Raw genomic sequence first — 20470 nt, forward strand, 5'->3', positions numbered from 1 at the left:
CCCGCAAAGAAAATTATGCGCATACGTATGTTTGCAAATTATTTGAACTGACCAAATATAAGGTGTTAAAAGATAAAGGGAAACACACATTTCTCTTTACCTCGCTCACACCTTATATATAATAAGGATGGTCTGCTCATGAATAATTGGTTTAGCACTTTGATTTCTTTTTACCGCCGCAAAAAAGGTACATAAAGAATCTTAAGCAAACAAGAAACAGGACAAAAAACTTTATGCCATAAGTTCCATCATCCTCAACTTTCTTCGTATCCCTTACGCCACGGCCGGATAAGAGGAAAAGAAATATTGGTGGTATGAGAGCCTACTTGAATGTAAGCTCTTCTTTGTTGGGACTCTTGCCGATAGAGATGGTATCGCCCTGTTGCAAATTACCGGAAAGAATCTTCTCACATACCCCGTCTTCTATCTCGCTTTGGATTGCGCGCTTCAACGGACGTGCCCCGAACTGTACGTCGTAGCCTTTGGTTGCCACAAACTCTTTAGCTTTGTCCGTGATTTGCAGGTGATATCCGAGACTTTCTACGCGTTTATACAATCCACTCAGTTCCAAATCGATGATGCATTTGATTGCTTCCAAGTCGAGTTGGTCGAAAGTAATAATTTCGTCTAAACGGTTGAGAAACTCGGGAGAGAACTGCTTGCTCAAGCTCTTTTGTATAATAGAACGAGCATATTCCTTGTCTTGTTCGTTCATACTCAGCCCTATGGTTCCACCAGCATTGAAGCCTACGCCCTTGCCAAACTCTTTAAGCTGTCGGGTCCCTGCATTGGATGTCATGATGATTACCGTATTGCGGAAATCTATCAATCGGCCGTTGCCATCGGTCAGTCTGCCTTCGTCAAGTACTTGCAGCAAGAGGTTGAACACGTTGCCGTTGGCTTTTTCTATTTCATCGAGCAATACGATGGAGTAGGGATGACGCCGAACGCGTTCTGTCAGTTGGCCTCCTTCTTCGTAACCCACATATCCGGGAGGCGCTCCAATCAAGCGGGACACGTTGAAACTCTCGGTGTATTCACTCATGTCGATGCGAATCAAAGCGTCAGAATTGCCAAACATAAACTCTGCTAGTTTTTTTGCCAGATATGTTTTACCCACACCTGTCGGCCCTAAAAACATAAAAGCACCGATAGGATGGTTTGGTTCTTTCAGTCCGACTCTATTTCTTTGAATAGCTTTCACCATCTTATCTATAGCTGCGTCTTGTGCTATAACGTGGCTTTTTAATTCAGCTGCCATGCCTTTCAAACGTATTCCTTCCGCTTCTGTCATGCGTTGCACGGGTACGCCGGTCATCAGTGAAACGACGTCGGCTATCTCTTTTTCCGTCACAGTATGGCGATGAATAGAAGTGCCATTGAGCCATTGCTGTTTCAATGCTTCTAACTCTTGTTCCAATTGCCCTTGCTTGTCGCGATAGCCGGCGGCCAACTCAAAGTTCTGATTCTGTACAGCACCCTGTTTCTTTTGCTTCACAGCTTCTATTTCTTTCTCTTTCTCGACAATTTCTGCAGGCATTTCCGCATGTTGCAAATGAACCTTGGAGCCAGCTTCATCAAGCGCATCAATGGCTTTATCAGGGAAGAAACGGTCATTGATATATCGTTCTGTCAGTCTGACACAGGCCTGCAAAGCCTCGTCGGTATAGTTTACTTGGTGGTGTTGCTCGTATCGCTCTTTGATGTTTTCGAGTATTTGCAAGGTTTCCACCGTGGAAGTAGGTTCCACCTGCACCTTTTGGAAGCGACGTTCGAGTGCCCCGTCTTTCTCTATACTGTTGCGGTATTCGTCGGTTGTAGTGGCTCCGATACATTGTATTGTTCCTCGTGCGAGGGCGGGCTTTAAGATATTGGCTGCATCCATGGAGCCCGGTGTAGAGCCGGCACCTATCAATGTGTGAATCTCATCTATGAAAACGATGATGTCCGGATTTTGCTCAATCTCTTTCATGATAGCCCTGATGCGTTCCTCGAATTGTCCGCGATACTTTGTGCCTGCCACAACGGCTGTCATATCGAGACTGATGACCTGTTTATTGAACAGGATGGGTGACGTGTTATGTCTGGCTATCATCTGCGCCAACCCCTCTACGATGGCACTTTTACCAACACCGGGTTCGCCAATTAGAATAGGATTGTTCTTCTTCCGTCGGCATAGAATCTCGACAACACGCTGTATTTCTTTCTCTCGTCCTACTACAGGGTCGAGCTTCCCTTCAGCAGCAGCCTTCGTAAGGTCTGTCGAGAAATTATCTAACACAGGTGTTTTGTGAGCGGTTTTCACCGTGTTAGTGGGATTGGCATTGGCCATACTTTGTCTGTTGGCAGAGGATTCTTCAGGTTCAAACTCCTCGTCGGGCAGTTCGATGCCATCTTGTGCTGGCTTCACTTGTTGCTTGATAAAAGATGCAACGTAGTCGTAATTGATGTTGTTGGCCTCTAATACTGTTTTCGCACCGTTGTCTGTCTGGTCTCTAAGGATGGCGAGCAACAGGTGTTGGATGTCTACCATCTGCGTATGTTGTATGCGTGCTTCGAGTACCGCCAGCTTCAATATATTGCTGGCTTTCTCGTTCAGTACCAACTCATGGGTATTGATAGGCTCATTCAGTTCATCTTCGCGAACCTTGCTTTCCAGCTCGTATTTGATGGACTGTATATTGATGTTGGATTGTTGGAAAATATGATGGAGTGTACTTGTGCGGTCTCTCAGTATACCCAGCAAGATATGTTCCGGCCCAACCGACCGACTGGCAAGCCGCACGGCCTCCTCTCTGCTGAAAGCGAGTATTTCTGAAACTTTGGGTGAGAACTGACTTGTCATATATCTTTTTACCTTTCTTTTCTAATGGTTATAACTAATTATTCCAAAGATGCTTCATATTGCCATAAACAAAATATGTGCCATAAACAGCGGATATTATGTTTCTTCCTGTTATGAAGTCATTTCGGCTTATTTATATCTGTTCATTAGCTCCTGTGCCTGTGTGTTGCCCAGTTCTTTGGCCTTAGCGAGATTCTTCAAGCCTTCGGCCTTCTGTCCTTTCTGAATCTGCGCCATACCCAACACAGCATAAGCATCGCCGGCCTCGGGAGCAAGTTTGATACTACGATTCGCTGAAAGGATGGCTTCATCAAACTGTTTCAGCCGCAAGAGAAGTGATGCTCTTTCTGCATGATACAACGGTTCTTCGGGAGCTAATATTACAGCTCTGTTGATGTCATTGAGTGCTTGTTGATATAGTTTTCCTTTCATTTCACATTGTTCCCTTATATAGTAAAAGTCAGCATTGACATTTCCTTGCATCAGATATTCATAGACAATATAGTCTTGCATTGCCTTTCTGTATTCTCCCGTCTCTTCGTAAACGGTGGCGCGAGTAAGGAAATAAGGTGCAGAAATGCTCGTGTAGGGTTTGGGTGCCATTGCTACAGCACTGTCAAGCAGTGTCAGTATCTCCGTCGTGGGATGTTTCAAGGCTATCCGACACTTGGCTGCCGAATAGAAAACTTCTGCCCCTCTGATGTCGGAAAGCAACAGTTGGTTGAATATATGGAGTGCTTCCTCATATTTGCCTTGGGTATATAGCACCTTTGCTTCTTGGTCTTTGTAAGCTGTTTTAGGATTGATGGCATACGCTGAAGCAGCTTCTTCCAAGGCTTTATCCAAGTTCCATGCCGGATAAGGCACATCGTTCTGGTACAATTCCTTTTTATAAATCAGGTTGCTGTATTGCGAATGAATCTCATCTTTCTTGTCAGATAATGTAAGCGCAGTCTGCATGTCTGCTGTTGCAAGGTCGAATTGACGGTTGTTCACGTAATATTCTGCACGTGTAACATAACCATCCGGTGAATTGGGAAACTTGCGTATAAAGTTCTCTATGTTAGTGAAGTAGGTTTGTTGGTCGGTCGTTTGCGAGGACAGCATTAAGGCTATTTGAGCTTCTTGTTGATTATCGGGCAGCCCAATGTGGAGGAAAGTCTGCTTTAGAGCAGGGTCGTTGGCCGACAATCCCGATAATTTTAGGTTGGAAATGAACAGCGCACTTGTCGCATGCAGGTTGTTATTCACCTTGCTTTTCTGAAACAGACCGATGACATTCCCCTGATTATCCACCACAGGACATCCTGTTGGCAGATTTGATTCCGGTGCTTCCAAGATATAATAAGGATACTTTTCCATGAATGTTTCAACCTGATGAATCTTTGCTACGATAATATCAGACTTTTTGGAGGCATAAGGAATCAACCACACAGACGTATTTGGGCGTGTATAGTTTTGGGCGACAGGAGCACCGATGGTTGTTCCTTTTACAGCAAACTTAGCCACATCATATAGTTCGTTGGCACCTATCATATAATCAACTTCCAACTGTTTTCCGTTTGCATCTGTGACAACAGCCTTTGCCGCACCAACAAACGGCTCCCAAGTACTGATGGCCGTGCCGTGGTTGTCTATAAAGACACCGTATCCGGTGGCAAGTATTGTACCGTCGGCCTTGAAGGTTGTCAATGAAAACACAGACTTAGCAATCTTTTGTACGTTGGTTGATTGCGGAAAGACCCTGAGACAGACAAAGACAAACAGTAGGGCAATATATATTCTTTGCATATTCTTTTTCATGAGTTATGACTTTAACAGTTCTTTTGCATTATTGATGGCGGCTTCGGTTACGTCGCTTCCGCTGAGCATCTGGGCAATCTCTGTTACCCTTTCTTCGTTGGAAAGAAGAACCATTCGAGTAGCTGTCCCGTTCTCGGTTTCTTCTTTCGATACTTTATAATGCGTATTTCCGAGGGCGGCTATCTGGGGTAGGTGAGTGATACTGATAACTTGCCGGTTGTTTTCTCCCATCTCTTTCATCATCAATGCCATTTTCTCTGCGATTTTTCCACTTACGCCCGTGTCGATTTCATCAAAGATAATGGTGGGCAGTTTAATCGTTCCGCTAATCATGGCTTTTAACGATAGCATAACGCGAGCAATCTCTCCGCCGGATGCTATTTGAGAGACAGGTGATAGTGGGGTGTTGGTATTGGCACTGAAAAGAAAGGAAATTTTGTCTTGTCCGTCGGCACTTAACGGCTTGTCTTGTATCTGTATTTGAAAACGGACATGGGGAAGACCCAGCGGCACGAGGTATTCTATCATTTTTTTCTCAATCGTTTGCGCGGCTTTCTTTCTTGATTCAGTCAGTTCTCCTGCCTTTTTCTTCGTTTCAGAAGTCAGTGCTTCCAACTGCATTTCTAATTCATGAAGCTCTTCTTCGCTATTGTCTATGTGTTCTAATTGGTTTTGTAACTCCTTGTGAACAGAGAGCAGTTCGTTGATAGAAGTAGCATGAAATTTATTTTCCAGCGTATATATTTTGTCTAAACGTTGATTAATGCTGTCCAGTTCGGCAGGGTCGAAGTCTATGTTGTCTACCTGAGAGCTGATGTCTTGCGAGATGTCTTTCAATTCTATATGGCATGTCTCTATACGCGAGGATAGTTCTGCTGCCTCGGGATATACGTTTTCAATGGAATGAAGAGCATGGGCAACCGCTCGGAGCTGTGTAACGATACCGCCGTCTTCATTCGACAGCAGGTTGTCTGCTTCGAAGAGTGCTCCCTTTATTTCTTCCGTATGACTCACGGTAGCAAGATGCTGTTCCAGCGTTTCTTGTTCTCCTGCTTCCAAATGGGCATCGTCTAACTCTTTGAATTGGAACCTTAAGAAGTCTTCATTTTCATTTGCTTGCCTGATACTCTCTCTTAGTGCCTCCAACTCTCTTTTCGTTTGTCGGTAATTCTGATAGCTTTTGGCGTAAGCAGCGAGTAATTCCGTGTTTTCGGCAATGGTGTCTACCACGTTTAATTGAAAGTCTTCTTTATTTAAAAGCAGGTTTTGGTGCTGGCTGTGGATGTCCATCAATTGTTCTCCCAATTCCCTCATTTGCATAAGTTGCACAGGAATGTCGTTGATGAAAGCACGACTTTTTCCCGAAGCAGCCAACTCTCTGCGTATTATACAGTCTGTGGCATCGTAGTCAATGTCATTTTCTGAAAAGAAGGAATCCATGCCATAACCTGATAAATCGAAGTGTGCTTCGATGGTGCATTTATCGCATCCCGACTTTATCGTTTTGGAGTCTGCCCGCTGTCCCAATAATAATCCGATGGCACCGAGTATGATACTCTTACCCGCACCTGTTTCTCCGGTGATAACGGAGAAACCGTTTCGGAATTGAATATCCAGCTCTTCAATGAGTGTAAAGTTCTTTATATATAGTTGTTTCAACATATAGGCAGTGTAATGAATAATCGTTAATTCTTTATTTGCTCCCAGTAATTGTTTTGAGAGGCATTGATAGAGAAGAGAATCTCGTAAATATGCTCTTTCTCTTTCTGTGTACCCTTATTTTTATAGATATTGGCTAATTCTTCTTTCTTAAAGTCTGTCCATATTTGTGGCAACATACTTAAAGGCTTGTTGTCGTGACTTTGTTTCAAGTTCTCTAATGCCGTAGAGATTTCCGTGCGTCCTTTTTCCGTATTGTCTGCCATCTCGTCGAGGCCTTTCCGATAGTAATCGTATTGCAATTGTCTGAATGGTTTCATACCACCGTCCAGATAATCGTTGATAATAGCAAAACGATTGCGGCTGTTATCGAATGCTTTCCACCCCGTGAAAGGCAGACTTTGCGCATTGTTCGTTAGTTGAAGACATTTTTGCAGGACGCTTTCTCCACCCATAGGTGAGAAACTGTCGAGGTCGATACCTATGATAAGATAGGCATAATAGGCAGTTAATGCCGTCAGTTGGTTATCAATATTCTCGTCGCTGAAGTTCAGCTGGTCGAATGGGGCATATTCAAAATTAAAATCCCCATCGGTGTTGTTATAAAGAGTGGTGGTATATGCTGAGTTAAATACGGGTCTGTTGGCTTGTATCAAGGCGTTGCAAGTAAAACTGTTGCTGGCCTTATCATATTTTGTTACTGTGATGTTGAAGTTGCAAGTAATGCGTTCGTTGGGATGAAATTGCAACTCCGTCCATTGTCTTTCATTGAGAAATTGCTCCAATGTCTGCTTAAGATTCTCGAAAACGGCATCATCCGTTCCCTGAATCTGACTGTGATTAACAGTTACCTTTGCCTGTAACTCTTGTGACTGTCCGTGTATTGTCACAAGAAAGAACAAAAGAAGTGTTGCGAAAACTCTCATAGCGACAATCATTATTTACGGTTTAAAGAATGTATTCCAGCTCATCCACAATGTCTGCTGCCACCTTTTTCTTATCTTTCTTTTCGTATGCCCGTTTAGAGGTGGGAGAAATAATGGTGATTTGATTCTCGTTTTCACGGAAACAAGTGCCTTTATTCTGAAGACTATTCAATACGATAAAGTCGAAATTCTTCTTCTGCAATTTATGTCTTGCATTTTGTTCTTCATCGTTTGTCTCAAGTGCGAAGCCTATCAACTTCTGCTTTCCTTGTTTCATCTTACCGAGTTGTGCGGCTATATCATGTGTGGGTTTCAGTTGAATCACGAGGTCTTCTTTCAGTCTTTTTATTTTCTCATGTGCCACAGTTTCAGGTTTGAAATCGGCCACGGCAGCAGATAACACTGCCACATCTGCCTGCTTATATGCCTCCACTGTAGCGGCATACATCTCTTCGCTACTTTCTACATCGATTCTGTGTATGGCTTCCGAGCATTGCAGGGAAACAGGGCCGGTAATGAGGGTTACGTTTGCACCTCTTTTTGCACACTCTTCTGCAATTGCGAACCCCATTTTTCCACTGGAATAGTTGCCTATAAACCGCACAGGGTCTATCTTTTCATAGGTAGGACCAGCGGTTATAACGATTTCCCTACCATATAGTTTTCCTGCTTTTTTTGCTGTTCTTTGTTCAAAATGATGGTCTATGAATGCGACAATCTTCTCGGGTTCCTCCATTCTTCCTTTGCCTTCCAATCCACTGGCGAGAAATCCCGATGTCGGTTCGATAATGATATTTCCGTATTCCCGTAGCGTCTTTATGTTCTTTTGCGTAGCGGGATGGGCATACATGTCTAAATCCATTGCCGGTGCTACAAAGATCGGCGCTTTCATCGACAGATAGGTTGTGATGAGCATGTTGTCTGCTATTCCGGTTGCCATTTTGCCCAATGTGCTTGCTGTGCAAGGTGCTATCACCATGGCATCAGCCCATAGACCAATATCTACATGTGAATGCCATATTCCGTCACGCTGGGAGAAGAAATCGCTGATAACCGGTTTACGGGTCAATGCAGAGAGTGTGATAGGCGTGATGAACTCCTTTCCCGAAGGGGTGATGACAGTTTGTACTTCAGCACCTCTTTTAATGAATTCCCTAATGATGGTGCAAGCCTTATAGGCTGCGATGGAACCCGTAATTCCCAATACGATTTTCTTTCCTTGTAGCATAGAACGGTTGTTTCTGAAAGAAACTTTTTATTATTTATTGTTGAACTCCCGAAGTCTGATTCGGGTAAGGACTTGCTTCGTATTGTTTGTAAAATCACTGCTTAACATCCAGCTGTAATACCCCGGGTCACGATGTAAAACCTCGGAAACAGCCCATCCTTTATACTTCCCGAAGTTGAAAACTTCTTGTTGTTGGGGCTTTCCATCCTTATCGGTAATTACCTTTCCGTTTTTATCCGTCAGTTCTTTCCATACGATTCTGCCGGCAAAGTCTACATTATTGTTGTTCTTCGAGAACTCTGCCAATACGTCCATATCGTTTTCCAACTGCCTTTCGGCTTCTTCCTGTTTCCCGGGTTGATACATCTCAAGTTCGCCTTGAAGCACTCTATAGGTAGCTTCTGTATCTTCATCGGCACGATGTGCGGTAAAGTCTTCTTCCATTTTGCGGCCACAATAAAACTTATAAGCAGCTGCAAGATGACGTCGCTCCATCTTATGGAAGATGGTTTGTGCGTCAATGAGTCTGCATTTGGAGAAATCAAAATCAATTCCGGCGCGTAGAAACTCCTCTGCTAACATCGGGATGTCGAAATGATTGGAGTTGTAGCCTGCAAAATCACAGCCCCGAAATTCGTTGTTGAGGTCGGGAGCCATCTCCTTGAATGTGGGCGCCTCTTTTACATCGTCGTCTGTAATGCCTGTCAGCTCAACCACCTCTTTTGGTATCGACCGTTCGGGATTGATGAAAATATTCTTTCTAAGTTCTGTTCCGTCAGGTAGAACCTTGATATAGGAGAGTTGAATAATCCGGTCATTAACAAGGTCGAGCCCTGTTGTCTCCAAGTCGAAGACAATCAGAGGCCTTGTAAGATTCAGTTTCATGCAGTGCGATGTTTAGTCGTTTAGAAGCATCGGCATAATCAGCATGAGCACATCAGTATTCTCTTCTTGCGTCCCGGGCACAATGATTCCTGCACGGCTGGGGTCTGCCAACTCGACAATAACTTCTTCGCTTTCCAGATTACTCAGTATTTCCGACAGGCTAGAGCCTTTGAAACCGATGCTCATAGGTGTGCCGATATATTCACAGGTGACACTTTCTTTGGCACTTGTGGCGAAATCTATATCCTCGGAACTTAACTCTAATTTCCCTCCTTCAATATGGAAACGAATGAGCTGGCTGCTGTCGCTTGCAAAAGGAAGCACGCGACGAAGAGCACCTAACAATGATTTGCGGTCGATAGTCACTCTGTTCGGGTTGTTCTGAGGTATGACAGAATTGTAATTGGGATAACGTCCTTCTATGAGACGGCACGAGAGAAATCCGTCGGCAAAACTGATTTCTGCATTCCGACCATCAAATTTGATGATGACATCGCCACCGTCTTTCGACAATATATTTTTCAGAATACCGGCCGGTTTCTTAGGAAGAATAAAAGTTGCCGGCATTTCGTTGTGTATATTCAGCAACTTATTACGTACCAATTTGTGCCCATCGCTGGCTACGATAGCCAGGCTCTCGGGTGTCAGGTCGAAGTAAATGCCGTTCATAACGGGGCGGAGCTCGTCTTGCGCGGTGGCAAATAAACATCTTGACAGATTGTCTCCTAACACAGATGAGTCTATGGTGATAACCGTAGCACCCTCCGTTATCGGTGTTGTCTTTGGGTATTCTTCGGCTGATTGGGCATTGAAATGGTACACACCGTTTTGGTATACTATTTTAATGGTATAGTTCTCTGGGGTAAATTCGATAGACAGCGGTTGTTCGGCTAATTCTCTTACTGCGTCCAATATAATGCGGTTGGGCACTGCAAAATTACCGTTTCCATCGCATTCATCCAATTGTATTGTTGTCTTCATGACGTTTTCACTGTCAGAAGCTGTAATACTTAACTGACCGTTACTGACTTCAAAGAGAAAACAGTCTAAAATGGGAAGACTGTTCTTGCTGTTAATCACTCTGGAAAGTGTAGACAATCGACTGCTAAGTGCAGAGCTGGATAGAGTAAATCTCATGAGTATTTTAAATTTTATAGTTAGTTTGTTGGAATATCCGCTTATTCTTTTGGGGGAATATAGATACCCACTTTTGTTCTTTGATATTATAGGTTACAAAAATACAAAAAAGCATTGTGCCAAACAAAAAATACAATTAAAAGTTTCTGAATTTAGAAGTATTTTAGTAATTTCGCAATCTCATTATGTTGGAAATTATTTAAAACATAGATTTATAATATGGAATTACAAGGTAAAGTAATAGCGGTGTTGCCTGAAAGAAGCGGTGTTTCCGCCCGTGGAGAATGGAAATCGCAGGAGTATGTTATCGAAACGCACGACCAATACCCACGAAAGATGGTGTTCAATATCTTCGGTGCCGACCGTATCGCTCAATTTGCTATCAAGATTGGAGAAGAGATTTCGGTGTCTTTCGATATTGATGCGCATGAATATAACGGCAGATGGTTCAACAATATTCGTGCTTGGAATATTGCAAGGGTAGATGCTGCCGCAGTGCAGGCAAGTTCGGCTCCAGCCGCAGCTCCGGTGCCACCGGTAAACGAGGCAACAGCACCGTTCCCGCCGGCACAGAGTAACGAGGGAAGTGCAGATGATTTGCCTTTCTAACCGTTAGGATTCTTACAATGATATAAGGCCGATTGCAAGTGCAATCGGCCTTTTTAATGGTTTCCGGCTATGCTTTCGAGGATGATGTTTGATAGTCGTCTCTTCCCGCCCATGCAACTATTGATATAATAGAGTTGAAAACTCGCTTTTTCAAAGCTATGCTTTTACGTGCTTATACCATAGCTCTTACCTCTTTAGAGCATAGCTTTTTCACCGTTAAAGCTATGCTTTGAAAAACATGTAATTATATTGCTGTTAATCAGTGATTTATGCCTCTGGTAGGAGTCTCTTTGCTTCCACGTTTTATCGGCTATTTAACTGATCGGTATTTGCTATGAATGGAGATGGCGATTTACTTGATTCTGTCGTTTTCCAAGAAGTTTTGGAACCGGTCGTCGTAGCCATTGAACACATTGATATCTACTTCTCCATGAATGCCCCTTACACGTCCGTCAGGGCATAACTGCCAATACACCAATCTGACATCAGGTTTGTATTCTCCGTATCGGGCAATCCATACCTTATAATCTCTCTTGATATCGGGGGCAAAAGGCAGGTATCTGTTTACGAAGACCTGACTCACATAGAGGATAGGTTTTGTGCCGGTGGCATTGTGAACTATCTTCAGCCATGTGTGAAGTCTTGCAAACAATTCCCCGGTACCACCCATTCGCTTTATTTGAGCATGGGTAGGTTCCACGTCGAGTACGGGTGGGAAATCACCTTTATAGAAATACGAATGTTTCAGAAAATAGCGGGCTTGTGCTGAGGCAGGAGAGAAGACGGAGAAAAAGTGGTAGGCTCCCACGCGGAAACCGTGTGTACGCGCCTGCCGATAGTCGGATTTGTAGTAGGGATTACGCAGCGAAATGCCCTCGGTAGATTTGATATAAACGAACGAGACGGGAAAATCGATGCGTCCGGCAACCTTTTTCTTACTGATATTGCCTAAGTGGATGATACGTATCTGCGCCCAATTAATGGCGTAACGGCGGCGTCCCTTACCATGTTGATACTTGGAAATATCGATGCCGTAGATGCGTTCGGAAGTGTATTTCACACGTTCACCGAGGAAACGGTCGGCTTTCCATTCGCCAGCCCTTAACCGATGGAGGAGAGACGGGGAACATCCAAAGCCATCGCGGCTGTCGTTTTTCCAATGCCCCTCATAGTCAATTTCGTCTTCTATTGTATAGACACCGTGGCCGTTGGCCATGAGTTGGCGGGAGAATTGTCCTGAATAAATACCCGAAGAATCAGAGCGCGACCCATTAACGAGGGTATCGGCATTCCATACACCTGCAATTTTCCGCAACGAGGGGTCTGTTACAGTGCCAAATCCGCACCGTTTTCCATGTTGCCACTCTCCGCTGTAGAGCGTACTGTCTTTAGTCGTGAGCGTGCCGTAGCCGTGAGGCTGTCCGTTAAGGAATTGTCCACGATAGGTGTATACGCCTTTTACGATGGTACCATAGCCTTGTGGTTGTCCCTCGTGCCAAAAACCCTTGTAGATATGCCCATCATTGTAGACGCATTCTCCGTAGCCTTCAGGCAGGTGGTTACTCGTTTCTCCGGTGTAAATACCATTTCTCAGTGTCAGCCGACTGTTGCAAGCGATCATACAACATGCGACCAGCGATAAGAGAAAAGACCGGTATGTGTGGAAGAGATGGATGTTAGTTTTCATCGGAAAATCGGATGATTTGTCTGAGGTTCAATAATTTTCCACCTACCATAAAGCCGTGGAGAACACCTCGACTACTGAATACGGGTGCACCGTCGCAGAGCGCGATGTCGGGTGCAGAGCAGCTGCTATCTGTCCGAATAGAAGTGGGGATGACAACGGGTGACAGATTTTGGGTGGAAAATTGATAATGGTTGTGATTCGGAACGCTTGTCGTGAAGAATAAATCATTGGGAGCGGAGAAGCGAGGAATCAGGGAAAGCAAATGAATCGGATGCATGCCATCAGGCGTTATTTTGTCATTCGTTTGCAATACGGAGACAGAATAATCGGTAGAATGCCGGAGAACGCGACATTCTATCTTTCGTTTTGCCGAGGGATTGTATGCATCGAGTACACCGTACCGGATACGATATTGTAGCGAAAGACGGTCGGAAGATTTGATACCGCTAAGGAGTTGGGCTGTATTGCGTAAAGAATCAAGGGCTGCTTTCACCTTATGGTATTGTCGGACAATCATGTCGTAGCCTTCGTCTTGCACGTTGTGTGTGTCAAGATAGTATTTCAGTTCGGTGCATTGAGCATCTCTTCGTTCCATCTTTTGGCTCAAAGCGTCGTGTGTTTTTTGAAGCAATGTCTGCAAGTCTGTGGGCTTTACAACTACGGCCGGTAAGCGGGGACTGCTCATCACGAGCAATTTCCCATTGCAAATGGGTAGCAACGGCATATCATAAAACCAACAACCGTTGGAGTAGGAGAGGGCTTTTGCCACGCGATTGCTGTCTGCGGAGACTTCGGAGAGAGTGGAGTCGGGGGTGAAAGCCTTGAAGTAAATGTGTTGTTTGTCGTTGATGAGAAGGTCGTAATAGGTGGCTCTTTCTATCAGAACAACACTTTTTTGCTGCGCAGAACGAGTGTTGAACAGGCAATAGCAGAGCCATGCGCCTACGAGTAACAAGAAGAGGGCGACGGAAAGAAAGACCGTCGCCCTACGGGAATGATGTTTGTGCATGCGATTTATCATTTATTTTTGGCCGAGAGACATCTTTCTGCGGTATGCATCGATGGCTGCAATGGCCGCAAGATGAACCAAATCTTCAACAGAACTTTCGGCGTCGGCGAAATAAATGGTCTTGTTGAGTCCCATCTGGATAGGTCCTATCAGTTCAACCTCATTGTGTAATGATTGCAGAAGCTGACAACTGCCGGCAGCAGTGCTGATACTCGGGAAAACAAGCGTATTGACACGTTTGCCTTGGAGACGAGAAGCAGGGAATTTGCGGTTGAGGAGTTCGCTGTTGAGTGCTTCGTTTACCTGCATACCTCCGTCGATGGCGAGTTGAGGATAGCTTTGCTGTAATTCGGCCACAGCTGCACGTATGGCAGTAGCGCTGTCGTCGGCATCAGTATTGGGGCAGGAAGGATTTACTATGGCCACTACGGGTTCGATACCCAGAAAATGCACGGTCTCGGCACTAAGGTGAGCTGTTTCGGCGAGTGTTTTGGCATCGGGATGACAATTGACAGAGGTATTGGCCACGAAAAGCGGAGCTTTCGGCATGTTGAGTATGTGCATTGTGGCGAGGGTATCGAAGTTAGGCAGTAATCCTATTACATCTTTTGCCATGCGGATGGCCTGCGGTCGGAGCGTGCGAGGTGAGGCGATAAAGGCATCAGCTTTGCCCTCGGCCACCCATTGCATGCCGGTCTTTTCATCAACGGGCATATCTGTCTTTTCAATGCCGGAGAGATTCAGTTGCAGTTCGGCTGCCATCCGGTCGATGTCTTCAGATTTCCCCATAATGACAGGTGTGCAAACGCCTTCTGCCTGTGCCTGAGCGGCCGCTTTAAGCATTGTCGGACAAGTGCCGTCGGCAAAGACCACGCGTTGCAGATGCTGACGTGCTTCAGTACGCAAGCGTGCTGTCAGGTGCGTCTCTTGCTTCAAAAGGCCGCGTAGACGGTGCTTATAAGCGTCCCAATCGGTGATGATGGTACGTGCCACTCCGCTGTCGATAGCAGCGCGGGCAATAGCAGTGGAGACTTCGGTGATAAGCCGCGGGTCTACGGGCTTTGGGATGAAATACTTTGCACCAAAGGTAAAGTCGGCATCGCTGTAAACTTCGCGCACGGCATCGGGCACCGGTTGTCTGGCCAAGTCTGCGATAGCGTGTACTGCGGCCAGTTTCATCTCCTCATTGATGGCTGTGGCGTGTACATCGAGTGCACCGCGGAAGATATATGGAAAGCCGATAACATTGTTGATTTGGTTGGGATAATCCGAGCGTCCCGTACTCATGATAACATCGGGACGGGCAGCTGTGGCCTCTTCATAGGAAATTTCGGGGATGGGATTGGCCAGCGCAAAGATGATAGGACGAGCAGCCATGGAGCGTACCATCTCAGGTGAGAGCACATTGCCTTTCGAGAGTCCCACGAAGACATCTGCTCCGGCTACGGCTTCTTCCAATGTGTGCAGGTCATCGCGGGTGGTAGCGAAAGCGCGTTTCTGTTCATTCAGGTCAGTGCGCTGAGCAGTGATGACACCTTTGGAGTCGAGCATCAGGATGTTTTCCTTTCGTGCACCGAGGGCTATATAGAGCTTTGTACACGAAATAGCGGCCGCCCCTGCTCCGTTTACTACAATGCGCACGTGGGCGATGTCCTTTCCGGCTACGTCGAGCGCATTCTTCAATCCGGCGGCAGAAATAATGGCCGTTCCGTGCTGGTCGTCGTGCATGACGGGGATATCAAGCGTGCGTTTCAGTCGTTCTTCTATGTAAAAACATTCGGGAGCCTTGATGTCTTCGAGGTTGATGCCGCCGAAAGTGGGGGCGATACGTTCTACTGTTTCGCAGAACCTCTCTGGGTCTTTCTCGTTGATTTCGATGTCGAAAACGTCGATACCTCCGTAAATCTTAAACAAGAGGCCTTTTCCTTCCATGACGGGCTTGCCGCTCATAGCACCGATATCTCCGAGGCCGAGCACCGCAGTGCCGTTGCTGATAACGGCCACGAGGTTTCCTTTGTCTGTATAGCGGTAGACATCGTCGGGATTCTGTTGGATTTCCGTACAGGGATAGGCCACGCCCGGCGAATAGGCCAGACTGAGGTCGAGTTGTGTGTGATGAGGTTTTGTGGGGATGACTTCAATTTTGCCGGGGCGTCCATTGCTGTGGTACTCCAAAGCGGCTTCTTTTGTGACTTTTTTCATGATGTTTCTGTTCTTATGGCTGCAAAGGTATGAAAAATCGATGTAATACGTATCGGAACGAGCTACATTTCTACATCAATAGACATCTGCAAGCAAAAACCGAGTGGTACACATCATTACGACGCGTACCACTCGGTTTACCCAATACAGGAGAAATGCTTTCTCCCGATGATTTTAGCTCAAATCGGTCATGAGAGCCTGTTATCTTTTAGCGGAGAGAATGCGCGGTACACAAGAAAACAGCCGTTGCCGCAAAGTTGCACTTCCGTGCCAAGTGCTTCGTTGAGTGTGCCTTGCCACAACGATGAGTAGGCGTATGGTGCCCAACGAAAGCCATCGCCCCGCAATTCAGTACATCCGAAATTGAAAATGCTGACCTGCTGCCCGCAAAAGGTATCGAACCGGCAAGTGCCGGATGCCGGAGTAAAGTAACCGAAATCAGTAATCATGACGGGAAAGAGACCGAACTCACGGTAATACCTCATCAGCAAAGAGATATTACCTATCGTATGGTCGTCCCGTTTGCCTGTGGCACCGAGGTAAGCAATACGTCTGGCACCACAACTCATGCAGTGGTGTGTGGCCTTGGTTAAGTCGTTGTCGTCTTGCTCATTGATGAGATGGATGAGCGAGGCGTATTGTTGTTTGAAAGTAGGGGAGAGCGAATCGCCATCCCCCACAATGGCATGAGGCATGCCACCCTGTTTGATGAATGCTGCACCTGCTCCATCACAACAACAGAGGTAGCGGGCATTGTGCAAAATGCGGAGCGGCAATGCATGGCGGGGATAGTCACCATCGCCCAAGATGACGGCATCCGGTGCGTATTGCTCGGTGAGTTGCGGGTATCGGTCTGTCATATCGCCTCCTGCTTGTTTGTTTCCTGCATCATTGCCTTCCATTTTATATAACCCAATATGGCAATGACGACATAGAGAGCGTAAAGTCCGGCCTTGAAAGGAATGCCTTTATTGATATAGAGAACCGTACAAACGATGTCTACGACAATCCATAAGAGCCATTGTTCTACATACTTACGCGCCAATGTCCAGAGAGCTACGAAGCTTAAAGCATTGGTAAAACTATCGGCCATAGGTACGCTGCTGTCGGTGAACGTTATCAATACATAGTACGTTACCGCCCATGCCACGACAAAAAAGAGCAAAGCCGGCAGCATCAGTCGTCGCGGCATACGCGTGATAGGCATGGCTTCGCCCTCTTTCTGATGGCGCTTTCTTCCGAATTTCCATACTAAATAACCATACAATGCCGCACCCGTGTAATATACGGCCATGCCCGCATCGCCGTAAAGTCCGTATGTCCAATACAGATAAACGTCGAGTGCAGGCATGACGATTCCTACAAACCACAGAGCAATGCTTGCCCTGTATTCAAGCAGGATGTAGAGCAATCCCAGCACCGTGGTGAGTATGTCGAGCCAATGGGCTGAGAAAAATGTTTGATAATCGTGAAATGTCATTCGTCGGGAATATGTAGTATCATCAGAAATTGACAGCCACATGCGCCATCACATGGATGGGAGCCTGAGGTGCGAAACCAGCCTCGTAGAGGTCGCCGTTGGTATAGGCCGTCACGCTTCCATCGGCTTCCAGCCTGTAGGAGGGAGCAGCCCTGCCGTTGTTGTCGTACTTTGCGCTGAACAGGTTGTACACGGTGCAACCCACGGTGAGGTCTTTCATGGACTTGCCTTTAAACACAAACCGATAAGAAAGACGGAAGTCAGTATTGAAATAGCCATCGAGCATCATGCCCACATTTACGGGATGTCCGCCTCCATCTTGCGTGGCATAATGGCGGAAGCCGGTATTGGTGAGGTATTGTTCGCCTACATATCTGCTTTGAATACCGGCACTGAAGCCTTTATAGTCGAAAGTAAAGATATTATTGAAAAGGAAATCGGGCGAGAAAGCCAACGGCGTTTTTCCCAAGCTCACCATTTTGCCGCTACCTACGTTTACCATCCAGTCTTTTGCCTTGTTGGAACTAAACGTAGCATTGGTGTCCCAGCGGAACCAATCGACGGGCTTCCATGAGGCTTCCAGTTCCAAGCCCACGCGATAACTCGTGCCGATGTTCTGAGAAATCATCTCGCCTATCTCATTGAGTGCACCTGTCAGTACGATTTGGTCAGCATAGTTCATATAGTAGAAGTTCGCTCCTGCGCTGAAACGCGTGCTTTGGAACGCATAGCCCGCTTCCCAATCAACGAGCCGTTCGGCTTTCAGATGCGCTCCATAGTTGTCTTGGTAATTGTTGCGTGTAGGCTCTTTGTGGGCGATGGCAAAGGATGCATACACGCGATGATGAGGCAGGAAAGCGTAGTTGATACCAAACTTGGGATTAAAGAAATCGAACCGGTCGGCGATGGCATACGTCTTTTGCCGGTTGTGTGTATCGTCCCATTTGTCGGATGGGCCGTTCATGCGGTAGAACACATGGCGGTATTGCAGGTCGGCATAAGCATTCAATCCCTTGCAGATTTCCCAATCCATTTTGGCATACACGTTACCATCGGTCTTTACCGAACGGTTGTTGTAATATTCAAAGTCGGGTTGCAGGCCTGCGGGCGGCATCACGGGTTGATGAATCTTTTTTCCCAAATGGTTTTTTACTATATAATAAGGTGCGCCCGTCCAGACAACCTGACCGAAATGCGTACCTTCGTAACGGTTCCATCCGCCCCCTGCGTGAGCCGTCAGTCCCTTTCGGTTGTTGAATCCGACGCTGGCGATGCCTCCGTAGAAGTCGTTATCCATGCGTTTGCGACGCACAAGGTCGCCCTTCATCTTGCTGTCTGTGGTCAGCAGATATTCCATCCATGTGCGCTTGGCCTTGTACTCTTCATAGTAACCTTGACCTTTGGTGTAGTGGAGGGCAGCGTTGAGTGTCCAATGGCGGTCGAAGATATGGTCGAACAGCAACTGATAGTTTTGCTGATGATAGTTGTCCGTCTGATTCTTATAGTATTTCACGTTGCCGTCTTCATCCGTATATTGTCCGCAAGAGTTGTAACGCCGACCATAGAGGCTTTGCTCGTATTTCGATGTATAGTTCCATGCGTGATACGTTTGTTCGGTGCCGTTAAACGTGATGAACTTCACGAGGGTATTGCCGGCAAAGTAACCTGCTTGCAGGAAATAAGAATTCAGCTTCGTGCTGGCACGGTCGATGTAGCCCTTACTGCCCACGTTAGACAGTCGCCCCTGTATCGCCCAGTGTTCACCGATCAGTCCCGTACCGAAACGCAGCGTCTGCTTGTGCGAATAATAGCTGCCACCCGAAAAATCGAGGCCTACAAACGGGCTCATGCCGAGGTGTTCTGTCTGCATGTTGAGCGTAGCCCCGAAAGCACCGGCACCGTTCGTTGAAGTACCCGCACCACGTTGTATCTGCATGGATTCCACACTGGAGGCGAAATCGCCCATGTTCACCCAAAACACCTGCGCACTCTCTGCATCGTTCAGCGGAATGCCGTTCGAGGTGATATTGATGCGCGAAGGGTCTACGCCTCGTATGCGGAGCGATGTGTAGCCGATACCGTTTCCGGCATCGGAAGTCATCGTCACCGACGGCGTCAGCGAGAGCAAATACGGAATGTCTTGTCCCATATTCACCCGTTTGATGTCTGCTGCATTCAGATCTTTGAATGCCATGGGCGTTGTCTTCGTAGCCCGCGTAGACGTTACCTGTACGTTCTGCAACTCATACGTCCGCAACGTGTCCGTCGTTTCTGTCTTCGGGCGATTGGTTGCACCGGCTGCCGTTGCACACAGTGCAAGGAGCATCAACACATTTGTTTTCATAAAATAATTTGATTGATAAGTACATAAAAAGGGGCACTTTTCATGTCAGCCTCCCTACGCCGGCATTATCCGGATCAGGTCAGAGGGTATGATCTCAGCCCACATTATAGGGCACCCCTTGGCTTGCCGTTTGCAAACCGCTGCAAAGATAATACTTTTTTCCGAACTGTCGCGTTTGCAGGTAAAAAAAGGAAAGACCTGCATTCATCCACAACAAAAAGCGAGCACGTATTCACTTGAAGAACCTTTCATCGCCTCTCCGAGGCCTTCCCTTGCAAGCATTGTCGGGCTTCTTAACAAAAAGCGAGTGGTACGCGTCATCGCGACGCGTACCACTCTTCGTGTGTAATAAAGCAATTTACAATCAAGCAAGTTTTATATAAAGGTATTTCTTATACTTCCTGCATGACCGGCGGCGAGGCTTGCTCTTTCCTCATCATCGCGGCGAGGCGGTGAAATCCGTTCTTCTTGCCTCGGGAGGTAAGTTGGGAAGCGAAGCCTTGTTTTCCCTGCCCCGCAGCGGGCGAGAAGTAAAGCGAAGCCGTGCCGCTTACGGCTTTTTCTTTTTCACCTCGCGCTCGTAGGAAATATGGCGCATCCGCTCCTTAAACTCCACGCCGGGCGTAATAATCACGTGCGGTTTGATGCTTTCGGTG

The 20470-nt window shown here is 46.5% G+C and carries 15 protein-coding genes and 1 riboswitch; of the genes, 2 read left to right on the plus strand and 13 right to left on the minus strand.

Translation table 11 applies throughout. The annotated features are described in order from the left end of the window. Positions 1–322: 322 nt before the first annotated feature. The 7 genes from HMPREF0658_RS01485 to dnaN all read right to left on the minus strand — a co-directional run bounded on the left by HMPREF0658_RS01485 (position 323) and on the right by dnaN (position 10483). Positions 323–2845 (minus strand): ATP-dependent Clp protease ATP-binding subunit, encoded by a 2523-nt coding sequence (locus tag HMPREF0658_RS01485; protein WP_006948057.1) that lies wholly within the window; start codon positions 2843–2845, stop codon positions 323–325. Positions 2846–2974: 129 nt separating this feature from the next. Further along, a complete protein-coding gene (locus tag HMPREF0658_RS01490; RefSeq protein WP_024991036.1) occupies positions 2975–4636 on the minus strand; it encodes a tetratricopeptide repeat protein in 1662 nt (553 codons plus the stop codon). Between the two features lie 15 nt (positions 4637–4651). Then, positions 4652–6310: a DNA repair protein RecN gene (gene recN, locus HMPREF0658_RS01495; RefSeq protein WP_006948059.1), complete on the minus strand. Its 1659-nt coding sequence runs from the start codon at positions 6308–6310 to the stop codon at positions 4652–4654. 23 nt (positions 6311–6333) lie between these two features. After that, positions 6334–7233, minus strand: a complete 900-nt coding sequence (gene porD, locus HMPREF0658_RS01500) for a type IX secretion system protein PorD (protein ID WP_024991037.1) — start codon at positions 7231–7233, stop codon at positions 6334–6336. 22 nt (positions 7234–7255) lie between these two features. Further along, positions 7256–8461 (minus strand): bifunctional phosphopantothenoylcysteine decarboxylase/phosphopantothenate--cysteine ligase CoaBC, encoded by a 1206-nt coding sequence (gene coaBC / locus HMPREF0658_RS01505; RefSeq protein ID WP_006948061.1) that lies wholly within the window; start codon positions 8459–8461, stop codon positions 7256–7258. 30 nt (positions 8462–8491) lie between these two features. Beyond that, complete coding sequence (locus tag HMPREF0658_RS01510) at positions 8492–9346, minus strand: 3'-5' exonuclease (protein ID WP_006948062.1); 855 nt, start codon at positions 9344–9346, stop codon at positions 8492–8494. A 12-nt stretch (positions 9347–9358) separates the two neighbouring features. Further along, positions 9359–10483 carry a DNA polymerase III subunit beta gene (dnaN, locus tag HMPREF0658_RS01515; protein WP_024991038.1) on the minus strand — a complete coding sequence of 375 codons (1125 nt, stop codon included), beginning with the start codon at positions 10481–10483 and terminating at the stop codon, positions 9359–9361. On the opposite strand from dnaN, the gene HMPREF0658_RS11560 reads away from it, so the two are divergent. Both HMPREF0658_RS11560 and HMPREF0658_RS01520 read left to right on the plus strand, forming a co-directional pair. Next, complete coding sequence (locus HMPREF0658_RS11560) at positions 10398–10724, plus strand: hypothetical protein (protein WP_006948064.1); 327 nt, start codon at positions 10398–10400, stop codon at positions 10722–10724. The genes dnaN and HMPREF0658_RS11560 overlap by 86 nt on opposite strands. After that, complete coding sequence (locus tag HMPREF0658_RS01520; protein WP_006948065.1) at positions 10703–11092, plus strand: DUF3127 domain-containing protein; 390 nt, start codon at positions 10703–10705, stop codon at positions 11090–11092. Before HMPREF0658_RS11560 ends, HMPREF0658_RS01520 begins: the two co-directional genes overlap by 22 nt. A 352-nt stretch (positions 11093–11444) precedes the next feature. Here HMPREF0658_RS01520 and HMPREF0658_RS01525 read toward each other — a convergent pair whose 3' ends face one another. The 6 genes from HMPREF0658_RS01525 to HMPREF0658_RS01550 all read right to left on the minus strand — a co-directional run bounded on the left by HMPREF0658_RS01525 (position 11445) and on the right by HMPREF0658_RS01550 (position 19814). Next, positions 11445–12779: a GH25 family lysozyme gene (locus tag HMPREF0658_RS01525; RefSeq protein ID WP_244860888.1), complete on the minus strand. Its 1335-nt coding sequence runs from the start codon at positions 12777–12779 to the stop codon at positions 11445–11447. Then, positions 12769–13788, minus strand: a complete 1020-nt coding sequence (locus tag HMPREF0658_RS01530; RefSeq protein WP_139047694.1) for a hypothetical protein — start codon at positions 13786–13788, stop codon at positions 12769–12771. The genes HMPREF0658_RS01525 and HMPREF0658_RS01530 overlap by 11 nt, the downstream gene beginning before the upstream one ends. A 12-nt stretch (positions 13789–13800) precedes the next feature. Continuing rightward, on the minus strand, positions 13801–15990 hold the full coding sequence (locus tag HMPREF0658_RS01535) for an NADP-dependent malic enzyme (RefSeq protein WP_006948068.1): 2190 nt from the start codon (positions 15988–15990) through the stop codon (positions 13801–13803). 188 nt (positions 15991–16178) lie between these two features. Next, entirely contained in the window at positions 16179–16892 is a 714-nt protein-coding gene (locus HMPREF0658_RS01540) for a thiamine diphosphokinase (protein WP_238305653.1), read from the minus strand. Continuing rightward, the gene (gene pnuC, locus HMPREF0658_RS01545) at positions 16847–17470 is read right to left on the minus strand and encodes a nicotinamide riboside transporter PnuC (protein WP_006948073.1); all 624 of its coding nucleotides are present in this window, start codon (positions 17468–17470) and stop codon (positions 16847–16849) included. The genes HMPREF0658_RS01540 and pnuC overlap by 46 nt, the downstream gene beginning before the upstream one ends. A 22-nt stretch (positions 17471–17492) precedes the next feature. Next, positions 17493–19814 (minus strand): TonB-dependent receptor, encoded by a 2322-nt coding sequence (locus tag HMPREF0658_RS01550; protein ID WP_006948074.1) that lies wholly within the window; start codon positions 19812–19814, stop codon positions 17493–17495. A 35-nt stretch (positions 19815–19849) separates the two neighbouring features. Further along, positions 19850–19943, minus strand: a riboswitch (TPP riboswitch). Positions 19944–20470: the final 527 nt, after the last annotated feature.

This window comes from Hoylesella marshii DSM 16973 = JCM 13450 (assembly GCF_000146675.1).
Classification (GTDB): Bacteria; Bacteroidota; Bacteroidia; order Bacteroidales; family Bacteroidaceae; genus Prevotella; species Prevotella marshii.

Excerpts from the sequence above, each read along its gene's own strand:
- HMPREF0658_RS01485 (WP_006948057.1), bottom strand. The coding sequence starts at position 2,845 with ATGACAAGTCAGTTCTCACCCAAAGTTTCAGAAATACTCGCTTTCAGC.
- HMPREF0658_RS01490 (WP_024991036.1), bottom strand. The coding sequence starts at position 4,636 with ATGCAAAGAATATATATTGCCCTACTGTTTGTCTTTGTCTGTCTCAGG.
- recN (WP_006948059.1), bottom strand. The coding sequence starts at position 6,310 with ATGTTGAAACAACTATATATAAAGAACTTTACACTCATTGAAGAGCTG.
- porD (WP_024991037.1), bottom strand. The coding sequence starts at position 7,233 with ATGAGAGTTTTCGCAACACTTCTTTTGTTCTTTCTTGTGACAATACAC.
- coaBC (WP_006948061.1), bottom strand. The coding sequence starts at position 8,461 with ATGCTACAAGGAAAGAAAATCGTATTGGGAATTACGGGTTCCATCGCA.
- HMPREF0658_RS01510 (WP_006948062.1), bottom strand. The coding sequence starts at position 9,346 with ATGAAACTGAATCTTACAAGGCCTCTGATTGTCTTCGACTTGGAGACA.
- HMPREF0658_RS11560 (WP_006948064.1), top strand. The coding sequence starts at position 10,398 with ATGGGAAGACTGTTCTTGCTGTTAATCACTCTGGAAAGTGTAGACAAT.
- dnaN (WP_024991038.1), bottom strand. The coding sequence starts at position 10,483 with ATGAGATTTACTCTATCCAGCTCTGCACTTAGCAGTCGATTGTCTACA.
- HMPREF0658_RS01520 (WP_006948065.1), top strand. The coding sequence starts at position 10,703 with ATGGAATTACAAGGTAAAGTAATAGCGGTGTTGCCTGAAAGAAGCGGT.
- HMPREF0658_RS01525 (WP_244860888.1), bottom strand. The coding sequence starts at position 12,779 with ATGAAAACTAACATCCATCTCTTCCACACATACCGGTCTTTTCTCTTA.
- HMPREF0658_RS01530 (WP_139047694.1), bottom strand. The coding sequence starts at position 13,788 with ATGCACAAACATCATTCCCGTAGGGCGACGGTCTTTCTTTCCGTCGCC.
- HMPREF0658_RS01535 (WP_006948068.1), bottom strand. The coding sequence starts at position 15,990 with ATGAAAAAAGTCACAAAAGAAGCCGCTTTGGAGTACCACAGCAATGGA.
- HMPREF0658_RS01540 (WP_238305653.1), bottom strand. The coding sequence starts at position 16,892 with ATGGAAGGCAATGATGCAGGAAACAAACAAGCAGGAGGCGATATGACA.
- pnuC (WP_006948073.1), bottom strand. The coding sequence starts at position 17,470 with ATGACATTTCACGATTATCAAACATTTTTCTCAGCCCATTGGCTCGAC.
- HMPREF0658_RS01550 (WP_006948074.1), bottom strand. The coding sequence starts at position 19,814 with ATGAAAACAAATGTGTTGATGCTCCTTGCACTGTGTGCAACGGCAGCC.